Annotated in this window: 15 protein-coding genes and 1 other RNA gene; 7 read left to right on the top strand and 9 right to left on the bottom strand. The window is 63.7% G+C overall.

The genetic code is table 11. From position 1 onward, the window contains the following. Positions 1-6: 6 nt before the first annotated feature. The 5 genes from accB to VC212_RS03700 form a co-directional block, all read right to left on the bottom strand. Positions 7-489, bottom strand: a complete 483-nt coding sequence (gene accB / locus VC212_RS03680; RefSeq protein WP_055853153.1) for an acetyl-CoA carboxylase biotin carboxyl carrier protein — start codon at positions 487-489, stop codon at positions 7-9. A 98-nt stretch (positions 490-587) separates the two neighbouring features. Continuing rightward, positions 588-1,034, bottom strand: coding sequence for a type II 3-dehydroquinate dehydratase (gene aroQ / locus VC212_RS03685; RefSeq protein WP_055853151.1), 447 nt, complete (start codon positions 1,032-1,034; stop codon positions 588-590). A 329-nt stretch (positions 1,035-1,363) separates the two neighbouring features. Continuing rightward, positions 1,364-1,660: a YciI family protein gene (locus VC212_RS03690; RefSeq protein WP_115512714.1), complete on the bottom strand. Its 297-nt coding sequence runs from the start codon at positions 1,658-1,660 to the stop codon at positions 1,364-1,366. 63 nt (positions 1,661-1,723) lie between these two features. Beyond that, on the bottom strand, positions 1,724-2,182 hold the full coding sequence (locus tag VC212_RS03695; RefSeq protein WP_323514455.1) for a GFA family protein: 459 nt from the start codon (positions 2,180-2,182) through the stop codon (positions 1,724-1,726). Between the two features lie 347 nt (positions 2,183-2,529). After that, positions 2,530-3,342 (bottom strand): oxidoreductase, encoded by an 813-nt coding sequence (locus VC212_RS03700; RefSeq protein ID WP_323514453.1) that lies wholly within the window; start codon positions 3,340-3,342, stop codon positions 2,530-2,532. 216 nt (positions 3,343-3,558) lie between these two features. On the opposite strand from VC212_RS03700, the gene VC212_RS03705 reads away from it, so the two are divergent. Beyond that, positions 3,559-4,134 carry a TetR family transcriptional regulator gene (locus tag VC212_RS03705; RefSeq protein WP_323514452.1) on the top strand — a complete coding sequence of 192 codons (576 nt, stop codon included), beginning with the start codon at positions 3,559-3,561 and terminating at the stop codon, positions 4,132-4,134. 79 nt (positions 4,135-4,213) lie between these two features. Here the strand turns inward: VC212_RS03705 and VC212_RS03710 are convergent, their stop codons facing one another. Then, positions 4,214-6,538 carry a protein-disulfide reductase DsbD gene (locus VC212_RS03710; RefSeq protein WP_323514451.1) on the bottom strand — a complete coding sequence of 775 codons (2,325 nt, stop codon included), beginning with the start codon at positions 6,536-6,538 and terminating at the stop codon, positions 4,214-4,216. A 5-nt stretch (positions 6,539-6,543) separates the two neighbouring features. After that, on the bottom strand, positions 6,544-6,876 hold the full coding sequence (cutA, locus tag VC212_RS03715) for a divalent-cation tolerance protein CutA (protein ID WP_055853136.1): 333 nt from the start codon (positions 6,874-6,876) through the stop codon (positions 6,544-6,546). Between the two features lie 350 nt (positions 6,877-7,226). On the opposite strand from cutA, the gene VC212_RS03720 reads away from it, so the two are divergent. Then, positions 7,227-7,303, top strand: a non-coding RNA gene (locus VC212_RS03720) — sX9 sRNA. Positions 7,304-7,638: 335 nt separating this feature from the next. Here the strand turns inward: VC212_RS03720 and VC212_RS03725 are convergent. Further along, positions 7,639-9,414, bottom strand: a complete 1,776-nt coding sequence (locus tag VC212_RS03725) for an endonuclease (RefSeq protein ID WP_323514450.1) — start codon at positions 9,412-9,414, stop codon at positions 7,639-7,641. Between the two features lie 441 nt (positions 9,415-9,855). Here VC212_RS03725 and VC212_RS03730 point away from each other — a divergent pair, with 441 nt between their 5' ends. Both VC212_RS03730 and groL read left to right on the top strand, forming a co-directional pair. After that, complete coding sequence (locus VC212_RS03730) at positions 9,856-10,143, top strand: co-chaperone GroES (protein WP_055853130.1); 288 nt, start codon at positions 9,856-9,858, stop codon at positions 10,141-10,143. Positions 10,144-10,290: 147 nt separating this feature from the next. Next, complete coding sequence (gene groL, locus VC212_RS03735; RefSeq protein WP_055853127.1) at positions 10,291-11,931, top strand: chaperonin GroEL; 1,641 nt, start codon at positions 10,291-10,293, stop codon at positions 11,929-11,931. Positions 11,932-12,091: 160 nt separating this feature from the next. On the opposite strand, the gene VC212_RS03740 is transcribed toward groL, so the two are convergent. After that, the gene (locus VC212_RS03740; RefSeq protein ID WP_323514448.1) at positions 12,092-13,009 is read right to left on the bottom strand and encodes a LysR family transcriptional regulator; all 918 of its coding nucleotides are present in this window, start codon (positions 13,007-13,009) and stop codon (positions 12,092-12,094) included. A gap of 112 nt (positions 13,010-13,121) precedes the next feature. On the opposite strand from VC212_RS03740, the gene VC212_RS03745 reads away from it, so the two are divergent. From VC212_RS03745 to yghX, 3 genes are all read left to right on the top strand, one after another. Next, positions 13,122-14,048, top strand: coding sequence for an alpha/beta hydrolase (locus VC212_RS03745; protein WP_323514446.1), 927 nt, complete (start codon positions 13,122-13,124; stop codon positions 14,046-14,048). 195 nt (positions 14,049-14,243) lie between these two features. Beyond that, positions 14,244-16,625 (top strand): beta-glucosidase, encoded by a 2,382-nt coding sequence (locus VC212_RS03750; RefSeq protein WP_323514445.1) that lies wholly within the window; start codon positions 14,244-14,246, stop codon positions 16,623-16,625. Between the two features lie 338 nt (positions 16,626-16,963). After that, a complete protein-coding gene (gene yghX / locus VC212_RS03755; RefSeq protein WP_115561136.1) occupies positions 16,964-17,851 on the top strand; it encodes a YghX family hydrolase in 888 nt (295 codons plus the stop codon). Positions 17,852-18,452: the final 601 nt, after the last annotated feature.

Raw genomic sequence — 18,452 nt, forward strand, 5'->3', positions numbered from 1 at the left:
CGCCGCTCAGCCAATCACAAACAACGGCTGATCGAATTCCACCGGCTGGCCGGTTTCGCCGAGGATGGCGACGATGGTGCCGGAGACGTCGGCTTCGATCGGGTTGAACATCTTCATCGCCTCGATGATCGCCAGGGTGTCACCGGCCTTGACGGCCTGGCCCACGGTGACGAACACCGGCTTGTCGGGGGAGGGTGAGGTGTAGAACGTGCCGACCATCGGCGCGCGCAGCACATGGCCTTCCGGCAACGCGGCAGCCTGCTTTGCCCCCCCGGTGGAGGCCTCGGTGGGCGACTGCATCGCCATGGAGGCCGCTTGCGGCGGCGCGGCGGGGGCCGGTGCGTACTGCTGCATCGGCGCGCTCACCACCTGGGTGCCCTTGGGCACACGCGCCAGACGCACGCTTTCTTCGCCTTCCTTGATCTCGATTTCGGCGAGATTGGATTCTTCGAGCAGGTCGATCAGTTTCTTGATTTTGCGGAGATCCATAAGGGCCTCTTGAGGTGAATCGGTGGAGAGTGTCGGCGGGGTGCCGGCGGAATGGGGTCAGACCGTCGGCGTGGGCGCCGTGGTCGTTGCTGCAGGTGTCATGCGTCGCGCTCCAGGCGCGCGATCGCCGCTTCCAGCGCCAACCGGTAGCTGTCTGCGCCGAAGCCGCAGATCACGCCGTCGGCCTTGTCGCTGAGATAGCTGTGGTGGCGAAATGGCTCGCGCGCATGCGGATTGGACAGATGGATCTCCACGAACGGCAGGCCCACGCCCAGCAGCGCGTCGCGCAGCGCCACCGAGGTGTGGGTGAAGGCGGCCGGGTTGATCAGAATGTAGGCGGTGCCGTCCTCGCGGGCGGCGTGAATGCGCTCCACCAGCACATGCTCGGCGTTGGACTGCAGGCAGGCCAACGTGTGTCCGGCTGCCTGCGCGCGGTCCACCAGGGCTGCATCGATCTGCGCCAGCGTGGTGCGCCCGTAGACCTCCGGCTCGCGGGTACCGAGCAGGTTGAGGTTGGGGCCGTGCAGCAGCAGCAGGTGGGCCATGAGATCCAGCAGAGCGGAAAGGCCGGAAGTCTGCGCGATGTGGGCGATGCTGTCCAGATAGCAGAAGTTATAGCTGTTTTAAACAGTTGTTTGATTATTCCGCGGCGCCGTCGCTTTGGCAGGGCGTGCGGGTGCTTGACGCGGAACGGATATCGGTGCGCCGCTGGCTTTCCTGCGTCATGCCGCGCTTGATTGGAATCTTGCACCGGCTCCACCGGCACCGGAGCTCAACGAGTCGGCACTCCCCCGGTGGTTCGGTCTCGCCTTGCCTGCATCGCTGATGCTCATGCAGGCAAGGCGGCCTGCCTTTGACGCACGTTTGCTTGGAGTCAGCCGTGCGCTTTGAGTTGAAGCATCGGGAAATGCGCGTAGTGACCAATGCCTGCCCGAATGATCGGGTCCTGTGCGGTCAACTCGCTGATGTCCTGGTCGTCCTGAAGTTGCCAGAGTGCCACGCCATAGCTACCGGCAGGGTCCAGCACCGGGCCATGCGCAACGATCCTGCCGTTGTGCAGATGATCTTCCAGCCAGGCGCCATGCGCTTGCATTTGCCCGGCCTCCTGCTCGGTCATCGTCGGCAGGAAATCGGCGCGTGGCGGGATCCACTTGGTCAGGAATGCTTTCATTTTGATGTCCAGTTAGAGCGGAGGGAGGGGAGGGGGGGGGCGTGGCGCCTGGCTGGCGGATGCCTACAGGCCCATGATGGTTTTTACAATGGCGAACTGGCTTGGCCAGTAGTGGGAGTACTTGGGCAAATCGTCTGCAACATCGATCTTGCGACGGTTATAGAACGCATGCAGCTGGACGGGCGGCAGCCTGGCCTTTTCGACAACGTGCTGCGATGGCACAAATACCAACTTCAAAGGTCCGGCGCCCATCGTCTCCATGGCCGGCTTTCTGCAATTGGCGCAGACGGCGCGATCAAGATTGGGCGGGCGGCGGTACTTCTTGTGGACGAGTGCGTCGGCGCCGGTCATGGTGAGCTGATGCGCCAGCAGCACCGAAACATCGGAAAAAGCCTCGCCTGTGAAGTTCTGACAGAACAAGCAGTGGCAAATGAAACGGGCGCGTGGTGCCTGACTGGCCACGTACGAAAACTGTCCGCATGCGCAGCGGCCATGCAGATGCGGTTGGGTGTGTCGGCTCATGTGCGTTCTATCCGAATGAAGTGGAAGACAACAGGGATGTGATTGCAGGGGCGCAGGGTGGATGTAGCGGCCGCCCTGTCCTGGATAGAAGCGCAGCACGTGCGCTGCATTCGCGTGCAGATGCCGTTGGCGCGACGGCATGCGGACTGCCTTGCGGGCGGCAGTGGATCAGTCGTCTCCACCGCCGGCATTCGGCGCTGGCACCTCTCGGAAATTCAGTACATCGGCATTGCCGGTGCGGTCGATCTGTATCGCTTTCATCGAGGTGCACTCAGCAGATCGGTGCATGACGCGGGTGTCCAGCTGCGGGCACCCGCGCGTGTCGGTTTTGCGCTTTGGTTTTGTGCTTAGGCAGGAAACTCGTTGAACTTGCGCAGCGTGCTGTCGACCATCCGCTCGGGCATGAAGCGGCGCAGCGTACTTACCTGCGTGGATTGCTTGCCGGCCGAGTAGCGCAGTTTCGGTTTGGTCGCCGTGGCGGCCTTGACCACGGTGTCGGCCACGACTTGCGGCAGATCGCCCGATTCCACCCACTTGCGCATCAGCGTTTCGCTGCGCGCGCGCTCGGTGGCGTAGACCGGCAGCGGCTGGTCGGCGCGGGTCAGGTTTTCTTCGAACGCGGTGCGGGTCACGCCGGGCTCCACGAGCAGGGCGCGGATGCCCAAGGCGCGCACTTCGTGATCGAGCGATTCGGTATAGCCCTCGATGGCGTGCTTGGTCGACGCGTAGTAGGCGTTGAACGGCGAGGGGATCAGGCCAAGGATGGAGCTCATATTGATGATGCGGCCGCTGCGCTGCGCACGCATGATCGGCAGCACCGCATTGACCACACGGGCAACGCCGAACACGTTGACGTCGAACAGGCGCTGGGCCTGGGCAATGGACGAATCTTCCGCGGCGCCGATCAGGCCGATGCCGGCATTGTTGACCACCAGATCGAGACGGCCGGCTTGTTTGACGATCTCCTGGATCAGCGTCTGCACCGAGGTCTCGTCGGTGACGTCGCAGACCAGCATGGTCACGCCCGGCGTGCTGGTTGCCGGCTTGCGGCTGGTTCCGAAGACGCGGTAACCCGCAGTGACCAGTGCCTTGGCGGTGACTTGGCCGATGCCGGAGGAGGCGCCTGTGACCAGGGCAACTGCATTTTTCGCGTTGTTCATTTGTCGAGTCTCGGATGAGGTGTGGTGGTTCCGGAGCGGCGACGCCAGTCCGGTGAGTGATGTAGGTAAGCGGGTCGCCGCAGGTGATCGGATGAGTCGAAGCACCTCAGTTGGCCTAATGATGTCGGTAGTAATCTAAGTTGTCAATAGTTTGATTACGATCAACATCAATGAAATACTGACTGCCCTTGTCGTCCATCGCAGAGACATCCACTCATGAAAGTCACCAAGGCCCAGGCGCAGGAAAATCGCGCCCATATCGTCCAGACCGCCGCCGCGCTGTTCCGGGAGCGGGGCTACGACGGGGTGGGGATTGCCGAACTGATGTCTGCCGCCGGTTTCACCCAGGGCGGGTTCTACAAGCACTTCCGTTCCAAGGCCGACCTCATGGCCGAGACGGCGGCCAGCGGCATCGCGCAGCGCCTGGCCAACGACAAACATGCGGATCTGTCGGCGTTCGTCGATTCCTACCTGTCCCGCGACCACCGCGACGATCGCGGCGCGGGTTGCACGATGGCGGCACTGAGCGGTGACGCTGCGCGCCAGGGCGAGGACATCCGGGCGACGTTTGCGCAGGGCATCGAGAACAGCCTGGCGAACTTCGTCGACAGCGAGGCGGGCCCGCAGGATGCGGGCCAGGCGCGGGAAACGATGCTCGACACGTATGCGCGCGTGGTTGGCGCGGTGATGTTGTCGCGCGCGTGTCCGGACGACTCGGCGCTGGCCGAGGAGATCCTGCAGGTCAGCCGCGCGCGCATCCTGGCCGCTCTCGGAGCGCAGCAGGACGGGTGAGCGTGGAATCGGCCGACGTGGGCAATGCGCCGCTCACGCGGGGCGCATCAAGCGCCTTTTTCGGCGCAGCAGGCTGTTTTCAGCGCGCCGCGCGCAGCAGCGCATCCTCGGTGATCGCGTTGGTCAGCACCGTGGGCAGGATGGCCGGCGGGGCGCCGGGGCCGTACACCACGTACAGCGGCACGCCGACTGCCTGGTGCTGGTCGAGGAAGGTGCTGATGGCAGGGTCGACATTGGTCCAGTCGCCTTTCATGTAGACCGCGTCCACGCGGCGCAGCGCATCGCGGAACTCGGCGCTGCCGAGCACGTTCTTTTCGTTGGCCTTGCAGGTCACGCACCAGTCGGCGGTCATGTTGACGAACACCACCCGGTTGTCGGCGCGCAGACGGTCCAGCAGCTGCGGCGAGAACGCGACCGCGCCTTCGCTGGCAGCGGTGGCGGCCGGCAAACGCAGGCGGGTGACGCCCACCACCGGCACGATGGCCAGCACCAGCATCGCCACCGCCAGGCGCATGCCCGCGCGGTTGCTGTTCCAGCGGCTGCGTTCGAAACACCACAGACCCAGCGCCAGCAGGGTGGCGCCGACCAGCATCAGGGCCAGCGCATCCACGCCGCGCTGTTTGCCCAGCACCCACAGCAGCCAGATCGCGGTGAGATACATCGGGAACGCCAGCACCTGCTTGAGCGTTTCCATCCACGCACCGGGCGTGGGCAGGCGCCGCGCCAGCGACGGGATGAAGCCGATCAACAGGAACGGCAGCGCCAGGCCCAGGCCCAGCGCCAGAAACACCAGCATCGCCAGCAGCGCAGGCGCGGTGAAGGCATAGGCCAGGGCGGTGCCCATGAACGGGGCGATGCAGGGGCTGGCGACCACACAGGCCAGCACACCGGTGAAGAAATCGCCCAACGGGCCATTGCGCGCGGCCAGCGACTGGCCGATGCCGCCCAGATTGCTGCCCAGCGTGAACACGCCCGACAGGCTCAGGCCCACCGCAAACATCAGATACGCCAGCGCCGCCACGAACCACGGCTGTTGCAGCTGGAAGCCCCAGCCGGCCGCCTGGCCGGCCGCACGCAGGGCGATCACCAGCCCACCGATGGCGGCGAACGACACCAGCACGCCCAGCGAATACCAGATGGCATGGCTGCGCGCGTGGCTGCGACTCTCGCCGCTGTGGGCCAGGCCCAGCACCTTCAGCGACAGGATCGGCAGCACGCACGGCATCAGGTTCAGCACCAGCCCGCCGAGCAGCGCCAGCGCCAGCATCGCCAGCAGGCCCTTGTCGGTGTGCGGCGGCTGGGTGCGCTGCGGGTTGTCGGCTGCCGCTGTCGGCGCGGGCTGCGTCTTGCCGCCCGATGCCGTTGCCGGGGCGGGCCCGGGCGGCGTTTGCCCGGCGGCCAGCGGCGAGATCATCAGCGGAGCGGCTTGCGCCTGGTTCTGCGGCGACACCGTGCCGGCGGGCAGGTCCAGCGTCACGCGGCGGGTCATCGGCGGGTAGCAAATGCCATCGGTCTGGCAGCCCTGGAAGGTCGCCACCAGGGTCACCCGCGCCGGGTCGGCACGCTCGCGCAGCAGCGGCAAGGTGACTTCGGCCTGGTCGAAATACACCACCACATCGCCGAAGTGTTCATCGCGGTGGGTCTTGCCCTGTGGCCAGCGCGGCAGCCCGGTGCGCACGCCACTGCTGCCTTCCACCGCCAGCGAGGTGCGGTCGCGGTAGAGGTAATAGCCCGGCGCCGGGGTGAAGCGCAGCAGCAGGCTGTTGCCGTCGCCGACGATGGCTTCGAAGGTGAAGGCTTGCTCGGCCGGCAGCGGCAGTGCATCTACGCCGGCAGTCTGGCCGGGCGCCCCGAACAGGCGCGGGCCGGGCGCGGCGCGCGGCACCAGCGCCCCCAGATTCTCGCGTTGCGGCGTGGAAGCGGCTGCACCACCCGCTTGCGCGCCGGGCAGGGTCACGCGGATCTCGCGCCGTTGCGGCGGGTAGCACACCCCGGCATCGGCGCAGCCCTGGTATTGCACCTGCAGGACCGCGGTTTTCAGCGCCGGATCGGCCTTGCCGGACAGGGTGGCCTGCAGTTGCTTGCGGTAGGTCTGCACCTGGCCGAAGAACTCGTCGTGCTTGCTCTCGCCTTCCGGCGGGGTCAGGTCGCCGGCAGAAAAGCCTTGCCCGGATTTGACGCTGATGCGGTGCCGGTACAAGTAATAGCCGGGCGCGATTTTCCAGGTCAGGCCGATGCTGTCGCGGCTGTCGGCCTGGGCGCTGAGCACGAAAGCCTGGTTGACCGGCAGCAGGTCGGCCTCGCTTACCGCCTGCGCGGCAGGTGCCACCAGTGCGAGCGAGGCGGCGATGACAGGAGCGGACAGCAGTGCGCAGCGGGCGATCCAGCGGGACAAAGACTTCATGGACGTCAAATTTCCTTGCGGGTGTCGGCCCGGACCCAATCGAGATACGCCGGCAGCCCGGCGCTGGCTTGGACAGCGACCGCCTCCGGCAGTTCATACGGATGCAGTGCCTGCAGGCGCGCGATGGCGTCTGGCAGGCGGTCTTCCCAGGTCTTGATCAGTAGCTGCACTTCGGTGCTGCGCGCGATCGCCCCGTTCCAGCGGTAGAGCGATTGTGCGCCGGGCAGCTGGGTGACGCAGGCGGCCAGTCGTTCGTCGAGCAAGGCATGCGCGATGCGGTCGGCGCTGTCGGCGTCCGGGCAGGTACTGAACAACAGATGGAGGGAAGAGGCGTTCATTCGGCCCGGCAGTGTAATCCCCTGCCTGCGGGGGATCGACCGCACATTCCGGAACAAGGCGTCAACTTCGCTGGATTGCCGCTGCAGACGGGCGATGCGTTAGCGCCGCCGTGGTCGTTGGGTAGCCAAAGCGGCGCGCTGGGCTGCTTTGAGGGCATCGGCATGCACGCCGACGAACGCAGTACGTCGGGTGACTCGCCAGCGTTGAATGCAGCGCTGTGCGATGCGTGCCTGGACCGCGCGCCGCGCCAACACCAGGTTCGCGCAGAGCAGCGAGGCGACGAACAGCTAGCAAACCGACTGTGCTCGCCGCCAAGCGGACGCGGCCGGTGCTCGGTGCTGAGTGCGGTATGGACCACGCGTGCACTCCGGTTTTGAGCGCGCCGCCCACGCCTATCTGACCACTGCTCGCTACGTGGTGTTAGCCGCGCCAATCCGCGATCAGCAAGAGAGCCCCGCTCCGACAGCAGAGATGGGTTGGAGCGACCAACGTCCCAGGTCCGGCAGGGCTGCGTGCCGGGTCTGCGGACTGCATGACCGACTGGCGCTAACGCCGGTATTCGCGGCACCTGCGCCATCGGCCAACGTGCACTGCAGGGCGGCAAGGGACGTGCGATTGGCGAGATGCTGCCGGTCGACGATCGCGGGCACTGGCACTGGCACTGGCACTGGCACCTGGACAGCGCGCCGTCGCTGTCGGTCTCCGCTGAAAAGCGCTCCAGCCACACCGGCCCGACGCAGCACGCGCCGGGCCGGTGGGTCTCAGTTGGCCAGCTGGCAGCTGGCCGGCTTGGCCGAATTGAACAAGCCGGCGGTAGCCCATTCGGGGTGATCGACGAACGGGTTGCGGTTGCCCTGGAAGCTGAAGACCACCTGGTTGCGCGCACGCTCGGCATCGTCCGGCGGGTCGGCCTGGTGCCAGGCCAGTAGCGTCGACAACAGGCCCATGTACGCTGGCGAGGACGAGGTCTGCACGATCCGGCTGCGGTCGTCGGTGAGCTCCAGATCCGGTTCGGACTGGCCGGTGGACGCGTCGGTGCCGCCTTCGTAGCGGATCGCCATGTACATCACTGCGCGCGCCATGTCGCCCTTGCGCCGTCCCCACACCTCGAAGGTGCCGCCGTTGCCGTCGGGCGTGCGTACCCAGTTGGAATTGCCCGGATAGCGCCCGCTGCCGCCGCCACTGCCGTCGTTGACCTCGGTTACCCGCTCGCCGCAACTGCTGGTGCAGGTGGCGTAGGGCTTGTTGCCGCGGTCGGCGTTGAAGGTGGTGTCGGTCAGATACAGCATGTGGGTGTCGGTGTAGGGCGCATACGGCAGGCCGCGGTCGCCGGTGGCGCTGCCGAAGCCCAGCGAGTTGGGCCAGGTGTGCTCGCGGTTGTAGGTCAGGCCGCTGCCGGTGCCGGCCCGGTCGCTGACTTTGGCGTAGCTGCGGTTACGGTAGGCGTCCAGGATGCGGCCGCTGTTGTTGGGGTCCTCGTCGGCCATCTCCAGGATGGTCCAGGTGCTGGTGCCGGTCCCGCTGTAGGGATAGACCGTGTGGCCGCGAATGGTGGCATTGAGCGAGCAGCGCAACTGGCTGGGGCTGGTGGTGTTGACCCGCGAGTAGTAGCCGGTTCCGCCACCGCCGGCGGTCGCCACCGTGAAGGCGATCGACTGATTGGCCGCCGGGCTCAAGCCGCTGGCATCGCGGATGGCGCTGGCGGTGATCGCCAGGGTGCAGCGCTCGCCGCCGACCAGGGCGGTGTTGGTGGACAGGGTGAAGCGGGTGCCGCTGGTCGGGTAGCTCAAGGCCACCGTCCCGGAGGTGGCGCAACTCAGCGCAAAGGCGCCGCTGCTCAGCGTCACCGCCTCGCTGAAGCCCACCGCCAGATCGCCGGCCGCCGGGAAGCCGCTCGCGCCCTGGGTCGGCGTGGTGCTGGTGATCGTCGGTGCGCCGGTGGTGCCGCCACCGCCGCCGCTGCCGTTGAAGGTCTGGCCGCGGTTGCAGGCGCCGAAAGTCTGTGCCGCCGAGCCCGCCCAGCTGAAGTTGGCTGCCGCACTGCCGGTGCCGGTGAGCTGTAGCGAACTGCCGACCGCGCTGCTGTTGCTCTCGCTGACCGGCAGGTTTTGGCTGGTGACGCCGGCCGCCGGGCCGCCGCTACCGGTGATGGCGCCTTCGTAGCTGAGGAACTGCACCAGCTGGCCGCTCGGGTCCACCAGCGCCACGCCGTCGTTGGGCCCGTTCTGCACGCCGTTGCTGGCGTAGCTGACGGTGGCAATGCGCACCTGGCTACCGCAGCTGACCAGGCTGCCGGCCGGCACCGCCGTGTTGGCGTAGCTCACCGCTGCGCTGGGGGCACTGCCGTTGTACAGATGGATCCGGTAGCCGCTCAGCGATTCGCCGGCGGTGGCCACCACTTCCACGCCTTCGCCGGTATCGCCGGAGGCGCCCGCGTCGTCGTAATGCAGTTCGTTGATGAACACCGCGGCGTGGGCGGTGGGGACGGCCAGGACAATGGCGCAGGCCAGTGGAAGACTACGGAACGGCAACCTCATCGACAGCTCCTTGTGATCGGGGAATGCTGTCCCGACTGTAGAGCCTGTGCATGACAAACGGTGGAACCTGGTTCCATTTTTAGAGCGAGTAGCACCGGCTGCACAAACGGCCGGCGGGCGCAGCCGCTGCCCGGACTCGGCACGTGGCGACAGTCACCGGCGCTCTGTGGCGTTGGGTCGCACATCCAGCTCCTGCACGCCGCTCACGTTCGCCCCGACGACGGCTTGCTCGGTGTTTTTGCCGCGGTTCGCCCGCCGGATGAGACGGCCAGATGAAAATTTTTTGCCGCCAGCCCTTGAAAGCTGCCCGCCCAGCACAATCTCTGGCCCGCACCCGCTCTGTCGGGTTTTTTCCGCGCGCTGTGCTGGCAGTCGTCATATACGAGTGCTAACATCGCCGATAATTTCCAGACCAATCAATCACTTAAGAGGGTCTTATCTATGAGCATCAAGCCGCTTCACGACCGCGTTGTAGTCAAGCCGATCGAAGCCGACGAAGTTTCCGCCGGCGGCATCGTGATTCCTGACTCCGCCAAGGAAAAGTCCACCAAGGGTGAAGTCATCGCCATCGGCGCCGGCAAGCCCCTGGACAACGGCAGCCTGCGCGCGCCGGTGGTCAAGGTTGGCGACAAGGTCATCTACGGCCAGTACGCCGGCAGCAGCTACAAGTCCGAAGGCGTCGAGTACAAGGTGCTGCGCGAAGACGACATCCTGGCAGTCATCGGCTAATCAGGCGCTATGCGCCGGGAATCGGGAGTTGGGAATCGGGAATGAGCAAAGCGGCTAACGCCCTTCGCCATCCCACCCCGCCCCGATTCACGCTGTTGATCTACCGATTCCCCATTCCCTATTCCCCATTTCCGGAGTTACATACAAATGGCTGCTAAAGACATTCGTTTCGGTGAAGATGCACGCAACCGTATGGTGCGTGGCGTCAACATTCTTGCCAATGCCGTCAAGGCGACCCTGGGCCCGAAGGGCCGCAACGTCGTGCTCGAGAAGAGCTTCGGCGCCCCGACCATCACCAAGGACGGCGTCTCCGTCGCCAAGGAAATCGAACTGGCTGACAAGTTCGAGAACATGGGCGCGCAGATGGTGAAGGAAGTCGCGTCGCGCACCAACGACAACGCTGGCGACGGCACCACCACCGCCACCGTGTTGGCTCAGGCCCTGATCCGCGAAGGCGTCAAGGCCGTGGCTGCCGGCATGAACCCGATGGATCTGAAGCGCGGTATCGACCAGGCCGTCAAGGCTGCGGTCGTCGAGCTGAAGAACCTGTCCAAGCCGACCACCGACGACAAGGCAATTGCCCAGGTCGGCACCATCTCGGCCAACTCGGACGAATCGATCGGCAACATCATTGCCGAAGCGATGCAGAAGGTCGGCAAGGAAGGCGTGATCACGGTTGAAGAAGGTTCGGGCCTGGAAAACGAGCTGGACGTGGTCGAGGGCATGCAGTTCGATCGCGGCTACCTCTCCCCGTACTTCATCAACAACCAGCAGAGCCAGTCGGCCGACCTGGACGACCCGTTCATCCTGCTGCACGACAAGAAGATCTCCAACGTGCGCGACCTGCTGCCCGTGCTGGAAGGCGTGGCCAAGGCCGGCAAGCCGCTGCTGATCGTCGCTGAAGAAGTCGAAGGCGAAGCGCTGGCGACCCTGGTGGTCAACACCATCCGCGGCATCGTCAAGGTCGTGGCCGTCAAGGCACCGGGCTTCGGCGACCGTCGCAAGGCGATGCTGGAAGACATGGCCGTGCTGACCGGCGGTACCGTGATCTCCGAGGAAGTGGGTCTGGCGCTGGAGAAGGCCACGATCAAGGACCTGGGCCGTGCGAAGAAGGTGCAGGTCTCCAAGGAGAACACCATCATCATCGACGGCGCTGGCGATTCGGCCGCGATCGAGTCGCGCGTCGGCCAGATCAAGACCCAGATTGAAGACACCTCGTCCGATTACGACCGTGAGAAGCTGCAGGAACGCGTGGCCAAGCTGGCCGGTGGCGTTGCAGTGATCAAGGTCGGCGCATCGACCGAAATCGAAATGAAGGAAAAGAAGGCACGCGTCGAAGACGCCCTGCACGCTACCCGTGCAGCCGTCGAAGAAGGCGTGGTCCCGGGCGGCGGTGTGGCCCTGGTGCGTGCGCTGGTGGCCGTCGGTAACCTGACCGGTGCCAACGAAGACCAGACCCACGGCATCCAGATCGCCCTGCGCGCCATGGAAGCCCCGCTGCGCGAAATCGTGGCCAATGCCGGCGAAGAGCCGTCCGTGATCCTGAACAAGGTCAAGGAAGGCACCGGCAACTACGGCTACAACGCCGCCAACGGCGAGTTCGGCGACATGGTCGAGTTCGGCATCCTGGACCCGACCAAGGTCACCCGTTCGGCGCTGCAGAACGCAGCCTCGATCGCCGGCCTGATGATCACCACCGAAGCCATGGTGGCCGATACACCGAAGAAGGACGAGCCGGCAATGCCGGGCGGCGGTGGCATGGGCGGCATGGGCGGCATGGATTTCTGATCCAGCCGGCTTACGCCGACACGCAACACCGCAGTCAAAAGGAGCCCCGCAGCGATGCGGGGCTTTTTTTTTGTGTGCACCGCGACGCTCATCCCGCTTGCATGACGATGCGCTATCAGTGGCGCACGTAATGCCAGGCGCAGGAGCCATGGTCAGCCGCTCACTGACTGTTTCCGCCCGGTGGATCAGTTCTCCATGCGTCGCTCAGCAGGTCGATAAACCGACGGATCTTGGGCGACAGGTGACGCTTGCTTGGATAGACGACACGGATAGGCTCAGGAGCGGGCTCGAATGTTTCCAAGATCCTGACCAACGTTCCCAATGCGAGGTCATCTCGGATGAGATAGTCGGGAAGTTGGGCGATGCCCAGCCCTGCACAGGCTGAACGTTGCAAGGCTTCCCCACTATCCATGACAAGTCTGCTTGTACCCGAAAAGGATGTATCGCTTTTTCCAGTTCGGAACGTCCACGGTCTTGGTCGCCCTTCGTCTAGAAAGAAACAGCAATGATGCTGAGACAGATCGGGTGGGGCTTCTGGCGCGTTGTGCTTCGCTAAGTAACTGGGCGATGCACACGTCACCATGCGTTGGTGCGTGACGGTTCGACTGAAGATGCGCGAGTCTTCGCGTGCAGGTCCGGTGCGCACTGCAATGTCGATACCATCTTCAATCAGATCCACAAAGCGATCGGAATACTGCACAACTGCGCTGACGTTTGGCCAGGTGTCGATGAACTGCTCCACTACCGGAAGCACATACCTCATTCCCAGTGTTACAGGAACACTGATGGCTAGGCGGCCATACGGGGCTTCCGAACGCAGCGCCATCGCGGTCTCTGTTTCCTTCAGATCCTCAAGGATCAGAGAGCTTCTCGCATAGAGAACGTGCCCATCGTCCGTCAGGCTCAAGCTCCTTGTCGTCCGGTTCAACAGACGCATACCCAGTCTTTCCTCCAGACGAACAACGCGCTTGCCAACGGCCGAGCGGGTCAACCCCAAACGTTTGGCGGCCAGCGTGTAATTACCGCTATCAACGACTGTAACGAACGCGACAATGTCGTTGATGTTCGTGAGTTCCATCGAGGCCTCTAGGGATTGATCACCGGATCAGTGGGGAAACACATTCCCCAATCATGCGCCTAATCTTGGCATACCGGTTTTCAAGAACCAATGATCGACTGAGGGAGCTTCTGTGAACGAGAACGTCAAGGCAAGCGTCAGAGAGTGGGCTCAGAGCTTGGCAGAACTTGCCCCGGTAGTGACCGGGGAAAACAAAGAACTCACGATGAAACAAATCCGCGACAGTTACGTAGACATGCTGGCCAAGCAGTTGCCGCCAGCAGACGTGAGTTTCGAGAAGATCGATCTGAACGGCGTGCCCGCGACACTGGTGACTCCGGCAACGCAGAACACCGATGCCGTCCTGTTTTATATTCACGGCGGCGCCTATATCGTCGGTGCCCCGGATGGATATCATGGAATAGGCGGAAATTACGCGCAGATGCTGGGTGCACGGGTCTACATGCCCGATTACAGGCTTGCCCCCGAGTATCCTTTTCCCACGCCAATTGACGACACGCTAGCGGCCTATAAGGGACTTCTTGCGTTGGGCATCCCAGCCCAAAAAATCGTTTTCGCCGGCGAGTCGGCTGGCGGCGCGATGGTGATTTCCGTCATGGTGGCGGCACGCAACGCAGGCTTGCCTCTTCCTGCAGCCGGCACTGCGATTTCGCCTTGGGCAAATCTGGAGCACACCGGGGCATCGGTCACCAATCGCGAAGGACTCGATCCGCTGAATACCGGAGCGGGATTACGCTTCTTGGCTCGCACCTTCTTGGGCGATGCATTGCCGAATCATCCGATGGCATCTCCTGTGTTTGCCGATGTCACTGGCCTGCCACCGATCCAGATTCAGATCGGCGAGAACGAGTTGATGTTGAGCGACGCGATGCGCCTGGCGACTCATCTGGGCGACAACCGTGTCCGCGTCGATCTTGAAGTCTGGCCGGGCATGTTCCATGCGTGGCACTTTTTTGCAAACGCACTTCCAGAGGCTCGCCAAGCACTTGCGAGCTCAGTGCGATTCTTGAATGCGCAGCTCGAAAAGACTTCAAGCTAACGCTGTAAGGATGACCTCGCAGAAGATGCATGCTTGCAATCGACTGATGCTGCTGTTTCAGCACGCTGCTATCGGCGAAAAAGCCGGTAGCAGAGCGGCGTTGGATAGGAGGTTGCTGGCAAGTTGGCGTGACGCTGAGTGGCCAATTACCTTCACCATCCGCTGTTATGCGATGTCTGAGTCATCGATCTTTCATTGACTGCCAAGCGCGAAAGCTTCGCCTCGGTGACAAGCGATCCGCTGCTCGTGCGACGTACCCATTTGAGCGCAGCGCTTCATCGCATCCACACTTTCAAACATTTATCTTTCCAGAAAATTTTCAGGAGTTCTGTCTTGCACAGCCCATCTCGCAGCGATACGCCTGAAGGCACGGACAACGCTCGCATTGTCGGTGAGGAGCATGTTCGATCGGCTTGTGCGGACGCGCAGCAATTCCCTTGGTCTGATGCAAGCCTGCCAGCAGAGGTGCGCGCGTGGCTGGTGGTTCAGGCGATGACCGAGGACGAGAAATTTGCATGGTTGTCCGGGCCAATGGCAATTCCGATTGCAGGCAGTGACAAACCGGAAGGTGCGCTCGGATCAGCGGCCTACTACCCGGCAGTGCCGCGTTTGGGCATTCCTGCGCAACAGCAAACCGATGCAAGCCTGGGTGTAGGCAATCTGGCCAATGTGCGTCCTGGCGACAACGCCACAGCGCTGCCGTCGTCGTTGTTGCTGGGGGCGACCTTTAATCCAATCATGGCGCGCGAAACGGGCGCGATGGTTGGGCAGGAAGCCAGGGCCAAAGGGTTCAATGTGCAGTTGGCGGGCGGGGCGAATCTGGTACGTGAGCCACGTGGTGGACGCAACTTCGAATATGTCTCCGAAGACCCGCTGCTCACTGGTGTGATCGCTGGCAACTCCGTTGCTGGTATTCAGTCGCAAGGCGTGGTTTCGACTGTCAAACACTTTGCGCTCAACCCGCAAGAAACCGGGCGCGTGGTGGTGAACTCGCACATCGCCGATCAGGCGCTCCACGAGTCGGATCTGCTGGCATTCAAAATCGCGATTGAGATTGGTGAACCAGGCGCCGTGATGCCTGGCTACAACTTGGTCAACGGAGAGTGGGCCAGCGAAAATGCCTACCTCATCAACACCGTATTGAAGGGGGAATGGGGCTATCCGGGTTGGGTGATGTCCGACTGGGGGGCGACACACTCGGTGGAGAAGGCCGCACTTGCCGGGCTGGATGTTCAATCCGGAGCGAACCTGGACCCTGAACCCTATTTCGCCGAACCGCTGCGAACCGCCGTTAGCAATGGCTTGGTCCCCCAATCGCGTATCGACGACATGGTGCACCGTCAGCTGCGTAGCCTTTTTGCTGTCGGCGTCATCGACACTCCGCCCAAGCCAGGCGCCGCGATCGACTACGCCGCGCATCGCCTGTTGGCGCAGCGGTCTGCTGAGCAAGGCATCGTATTGCTAAAGAACCAGGCAGATGTACTGCCACTTTCGAGAGGCGCTAACCGCATCGTCGTCATCGGCACGCAGGCGGACATCGGCGTCGTGGCGGGCGGCGGCTCGTCTGCTGTCACTCCGATCGGCAGCGTGACCAAGCCTGGTTTCGAGTTCATGGGAACGGTGATGGAGAAGGTCTACCATCCCAGCTCGGTCTTGAACGCCATCAAGGCCGAAGCCTGCGCGGCGCAGGTTGTTTATGTGAGCGCGAACGATGCAGCCGCAGCCGTCACAGCGGCGCATGGTGCCGATGCGGTCATCGTCGTTGCCGAAGAATGGCGCTCGGAAGGTCAAGATGCCCAAGGTCTCTCGTTGCCTGATGATCAGGATGCATTGATCACTGCCGTGGCCAAGGCCAACGCAAACACCGTGGTCGTGCTGATCTCAGGTGGCCCGGTCACGATGCCTTGGTTAGACGACGTCGTTGGCGTGGTCGCAGCGTTTTATCCTGGCCTAGGCGGCGGAGAGGCCATCGCTGGCATCTTGTTTGGCCGCGTCAACCCTTCCGGGCGCCTCCCCATCACGTTCCCACAGAGTGTCGAACAGTTGCCGCATCCTGAGCAGCGAGATCCGTCGACCACGACGTCCAATCCGGGGGAGCCGATCAAGGGCGAGATCTTCTGCATGGATTACAACGTCGAGGGCGCCGACGTAGGCTATCGCTGGTTCGACGCGCGCTCGCTAACACCGCTGTTCCCGTTCGGATACGGGTTGTCGTATACGCGCTTTGAAACCCATGACTTTCACGTGAGTGACGAAGGTGGCAGGTTCGTCGCTCGCTTTGTTGTCAGCAATTCCGGCGACCTGACGGGAGCGTATGTAGCGCAGGTGTATGTGGCGGGCGAGGGCGCGATTAAGTTTCCAAAACGGCTTTGTGCCTTCGAGCGCGTCGAGCTTGCGCCGGGTGAGAGCAAAAAGTTGGAACTTGAGATCGATCCAAGATTCTTCGCCAGGTTCGACACCGCAGCGCGTCAGTGGGCGATTTCGGAGGGCACATACAGCGTTCGCTTGGCGGAAAACGCAGCCGATCCGGGGAAGTCTATGTCGTTGAACGTGAGCGCTCGCAACGTCAAGCCTTAGAAACACAAAGGTGCAAATCGGCGACTGTGGTCGCAGGCCGAACAAAAGCCCTAGCAAGCCGGCTACGGCACCCGCAACGCGCGTGCTTGTTTCCCGCACCGAGCAGCGCTGGGATCCAATGCTGTTTGTGGTCGGCACCTGGTCGGGCACAGTGCCTTCGGGTACTGGACAGCCACGACACATCCGACCGCGTGCTAGCCGTGCACGGGTCCTGCCGCAGTAGCACGCAAGCCGTTGTCGGGAAGGACCTGCAGACCAAGTGAAGGCAGCGTCGGCGCAGACCGTATGCTGCCTGGCGTGATCGCCCAACTCGCCAGGCCAGCTCCAGGAGAACGCCGATGCCCCGTCTGACCGCCCAGGATGTTCATCCCGCACTGCTCGAGCTCTACGACGGCTATGTGCACGGCACGCTGAGCCGGCGGGAGTTTCTCGATCGCGCGGCCGCTTTTGCGGTGGCCGGGTTGAGTGCGGCGGCGATCCTGGAATCGATGAGTCCCGACTACGCGCTGGCCACCCAGGTGGAATTCACCGACCCGGACATCGTGGCCGAGTACATCCGGTATCCCTCGCCCAACGGGCATGGCGACGTACGTGGCTATCTGGTGCGCCCGGCCAAGACCAGCGCGCCAGTGCCGGGTGTGGTGGTGGCGCACGAGAATCGCGGGTTGAATCCGTATATCGAAGATGTGGCGCGGCGCGTGGCCAAGGCCGGCTTTGTCGCGTTGGCGCCCGATGGCCTGAGTTCGGTCGGCGGGTATCCCGGTAACGACGAGAAGGGCCGCGCGCTGCAGCAACAGGTCGATCCCACCAAGCTGATGAATGATTTCTTCGCTGCCGTGGAGTTCTTGATGCGCCGCGAGAACAGCACCGGCAAGGTCGGCATTACCGGCTTCTGTTATGGCGGTGGGGTGGCCAATGCAGCGGCCGTGGCCTACCCCGAGTTGGCCGCCGCCGTGCCGTTCTATGGCCGTCAACCGACCGCCGAGGAGGTCGCACGCATCCGTGCGCCGTTGCTGCTGCATTACGCGGCGCAGGACGAGCGCGTCAACGCCGGCTGGCCGGCCTATGAGGCCGCGCTCAAGGCACAGCACAAGGTGTACGAGGCCCATCTCTACCCTGGTACCAATCACGGCTTCCACAACGATTCCACGCCGCGCTACGACAAGGCCGCCGCAACGCTGGCATGGGACCGAACCATTGCATGGTTCCGCCGCTATCTGGCCTGAGTCGATGGCGCGCGTCGCCATGCGGCGTTCGTTGCCCGGGCCCAGCGCCTGCACCCTGGCGTAGCTGCTCGATGCGGGCACATTGAGGCTGTGAGGGATCGGGTTGTCGCGACGACGCCAGACTGCCGGCAGAAGCGACGCACCGGGATTGCCGGCTGCTGAGCTGTCAGTCTCCTGGTCTGTGTGCGCGTCTCGTGCGCACTGTCAAACGCCAAGCGATCAGGAATCAATCGAATCTTGTCATTCAGAGGGCAGGCGGCCAGGCGAATAGCCGACCAAGCAGCCGACCAAGCAGCCGACCAAGCAGCCGACCAAGCCGAAGCGTGCGACGCATCCCCTGCGGAGTGCGCCGCACTTCGCGCAATCGCGATGCGAGCGCAAGCGTGTCCAGTGGGTTCGCAAACCCAGGATCGCGACCCAGATCACACTTGCGTGACAGTGTGTTGACACCGATGTCATCGCAGCTCTAGCGTCGCTGGGCAGGCGTTTGCGCCGCGTGGTCGGGGGGCCATCGGACAGGGGCGGCGGTGCATGCATCGCTGGCAGACGTCGTTGCAGCGCACTGCCACGCCGGCCGCGTCCGGCTTCTCCCGGGGATCTT

Origin of the sequence: Xanthomonas sp. WHRI 8932A, from assembly GCF_035012785.1 — a bacterium.
Classification (GTDB): domain Bacteria; phylum Pseudomonadota; class Gammaproteobacteria; order Xanthomonadales; family Xanthomonadaceae; genus Xanthomonas.

Bases quoted from the DNA above. Each gene is read 5' to 3' on its own strand.
- VC212_RS03740 (WP_323514448.1), bottom strand. From the start codon at position 13,009: ATGGAACTCACGAACATCAACGACATTGTCGCGTTCGTTACAGTCGTT.
- accB (WP_055853153.1), bottom strand. From the start codon at position 489: ATGGATCTCCGCAAAATCAAGAAACTGATCGACCTGCTCGAAGAATCC.
- groL (WP_055853127.1), top strand. From the start codon at position 10,291: ATGGCTGCTAAAGACATTCGTTTCGGTGAAGATGCACGCAACCGTATG.
- VC212_RS03705 (WP_323514452.1), top strand. From the start codon at position 3,559: ATGAAAGTCACCAAGGCCCAGGCGCAGGAAAATCGCGCCCATATCGTC.
- VC212_RS03710 (WP_323514451.1), bottom strand. From the start codon at position 6,538: ATGAAGTCTTTGTCCCGCTGGATCGCCCGCTGCGCACTGCTGTCCGCT.
- VC212_RS03730 (WP_055853130.1), top strand. From the start codon at position 9,856: ATGAGCATCAAGCCGCTTCACGACCGCGTTGTAGTCAAGCCGATCGAA.
- cutA (WP_055853136.1), bottom strand. From the start codon at position 6,876: ATGAACGCCTCTTCCCTCCATCTGTTGTTCAGTACCTGCCCGGACGCC.
- aroQ (WP_055853151.1), bottom strand. From the start codon at position 1,034: ATGGCCCACCTGCTGCTGCTGCACGGCCCCAACCTCAACCTGCTCGGT.
- VC212_RS03695 (WP_323514455.1), bottom strand. From the start codon at position 2,182: ATGAGCCGACACACCCAACCGCATCTGCATGGCCGCTGCGCATGCGGA.
- yghX (WP_115561136.1), top strand. From the start codon at position 16,964: ATGCCCCGTCTGACCGCCCAGGATGTTCATCCCGCACTGCTCGAGCTC.
- VC212_RS03690 (WP_115512714.1), bottom strand. From the start codon at position 1,660: ATGAAAGCATTCCTGACCAAGTGGATCCCGCCACGCGCCGATTTCCTG.
- VC212_RS03725 (WP_323514450.1), bottom strand. From the start codon at position 9,414: ATGAGGTTGCCGTTCCGTAGTCTTCCACTGGCCTGCGCCATTGTCCTG.
- VC212_RS03700 (WP_323514453.1), bottom strand. From the start codon at position 3,342: ATGAACAACGCGAAAAATGCAGTTGCCCTGGTCACAGGCGCCTCCTCC.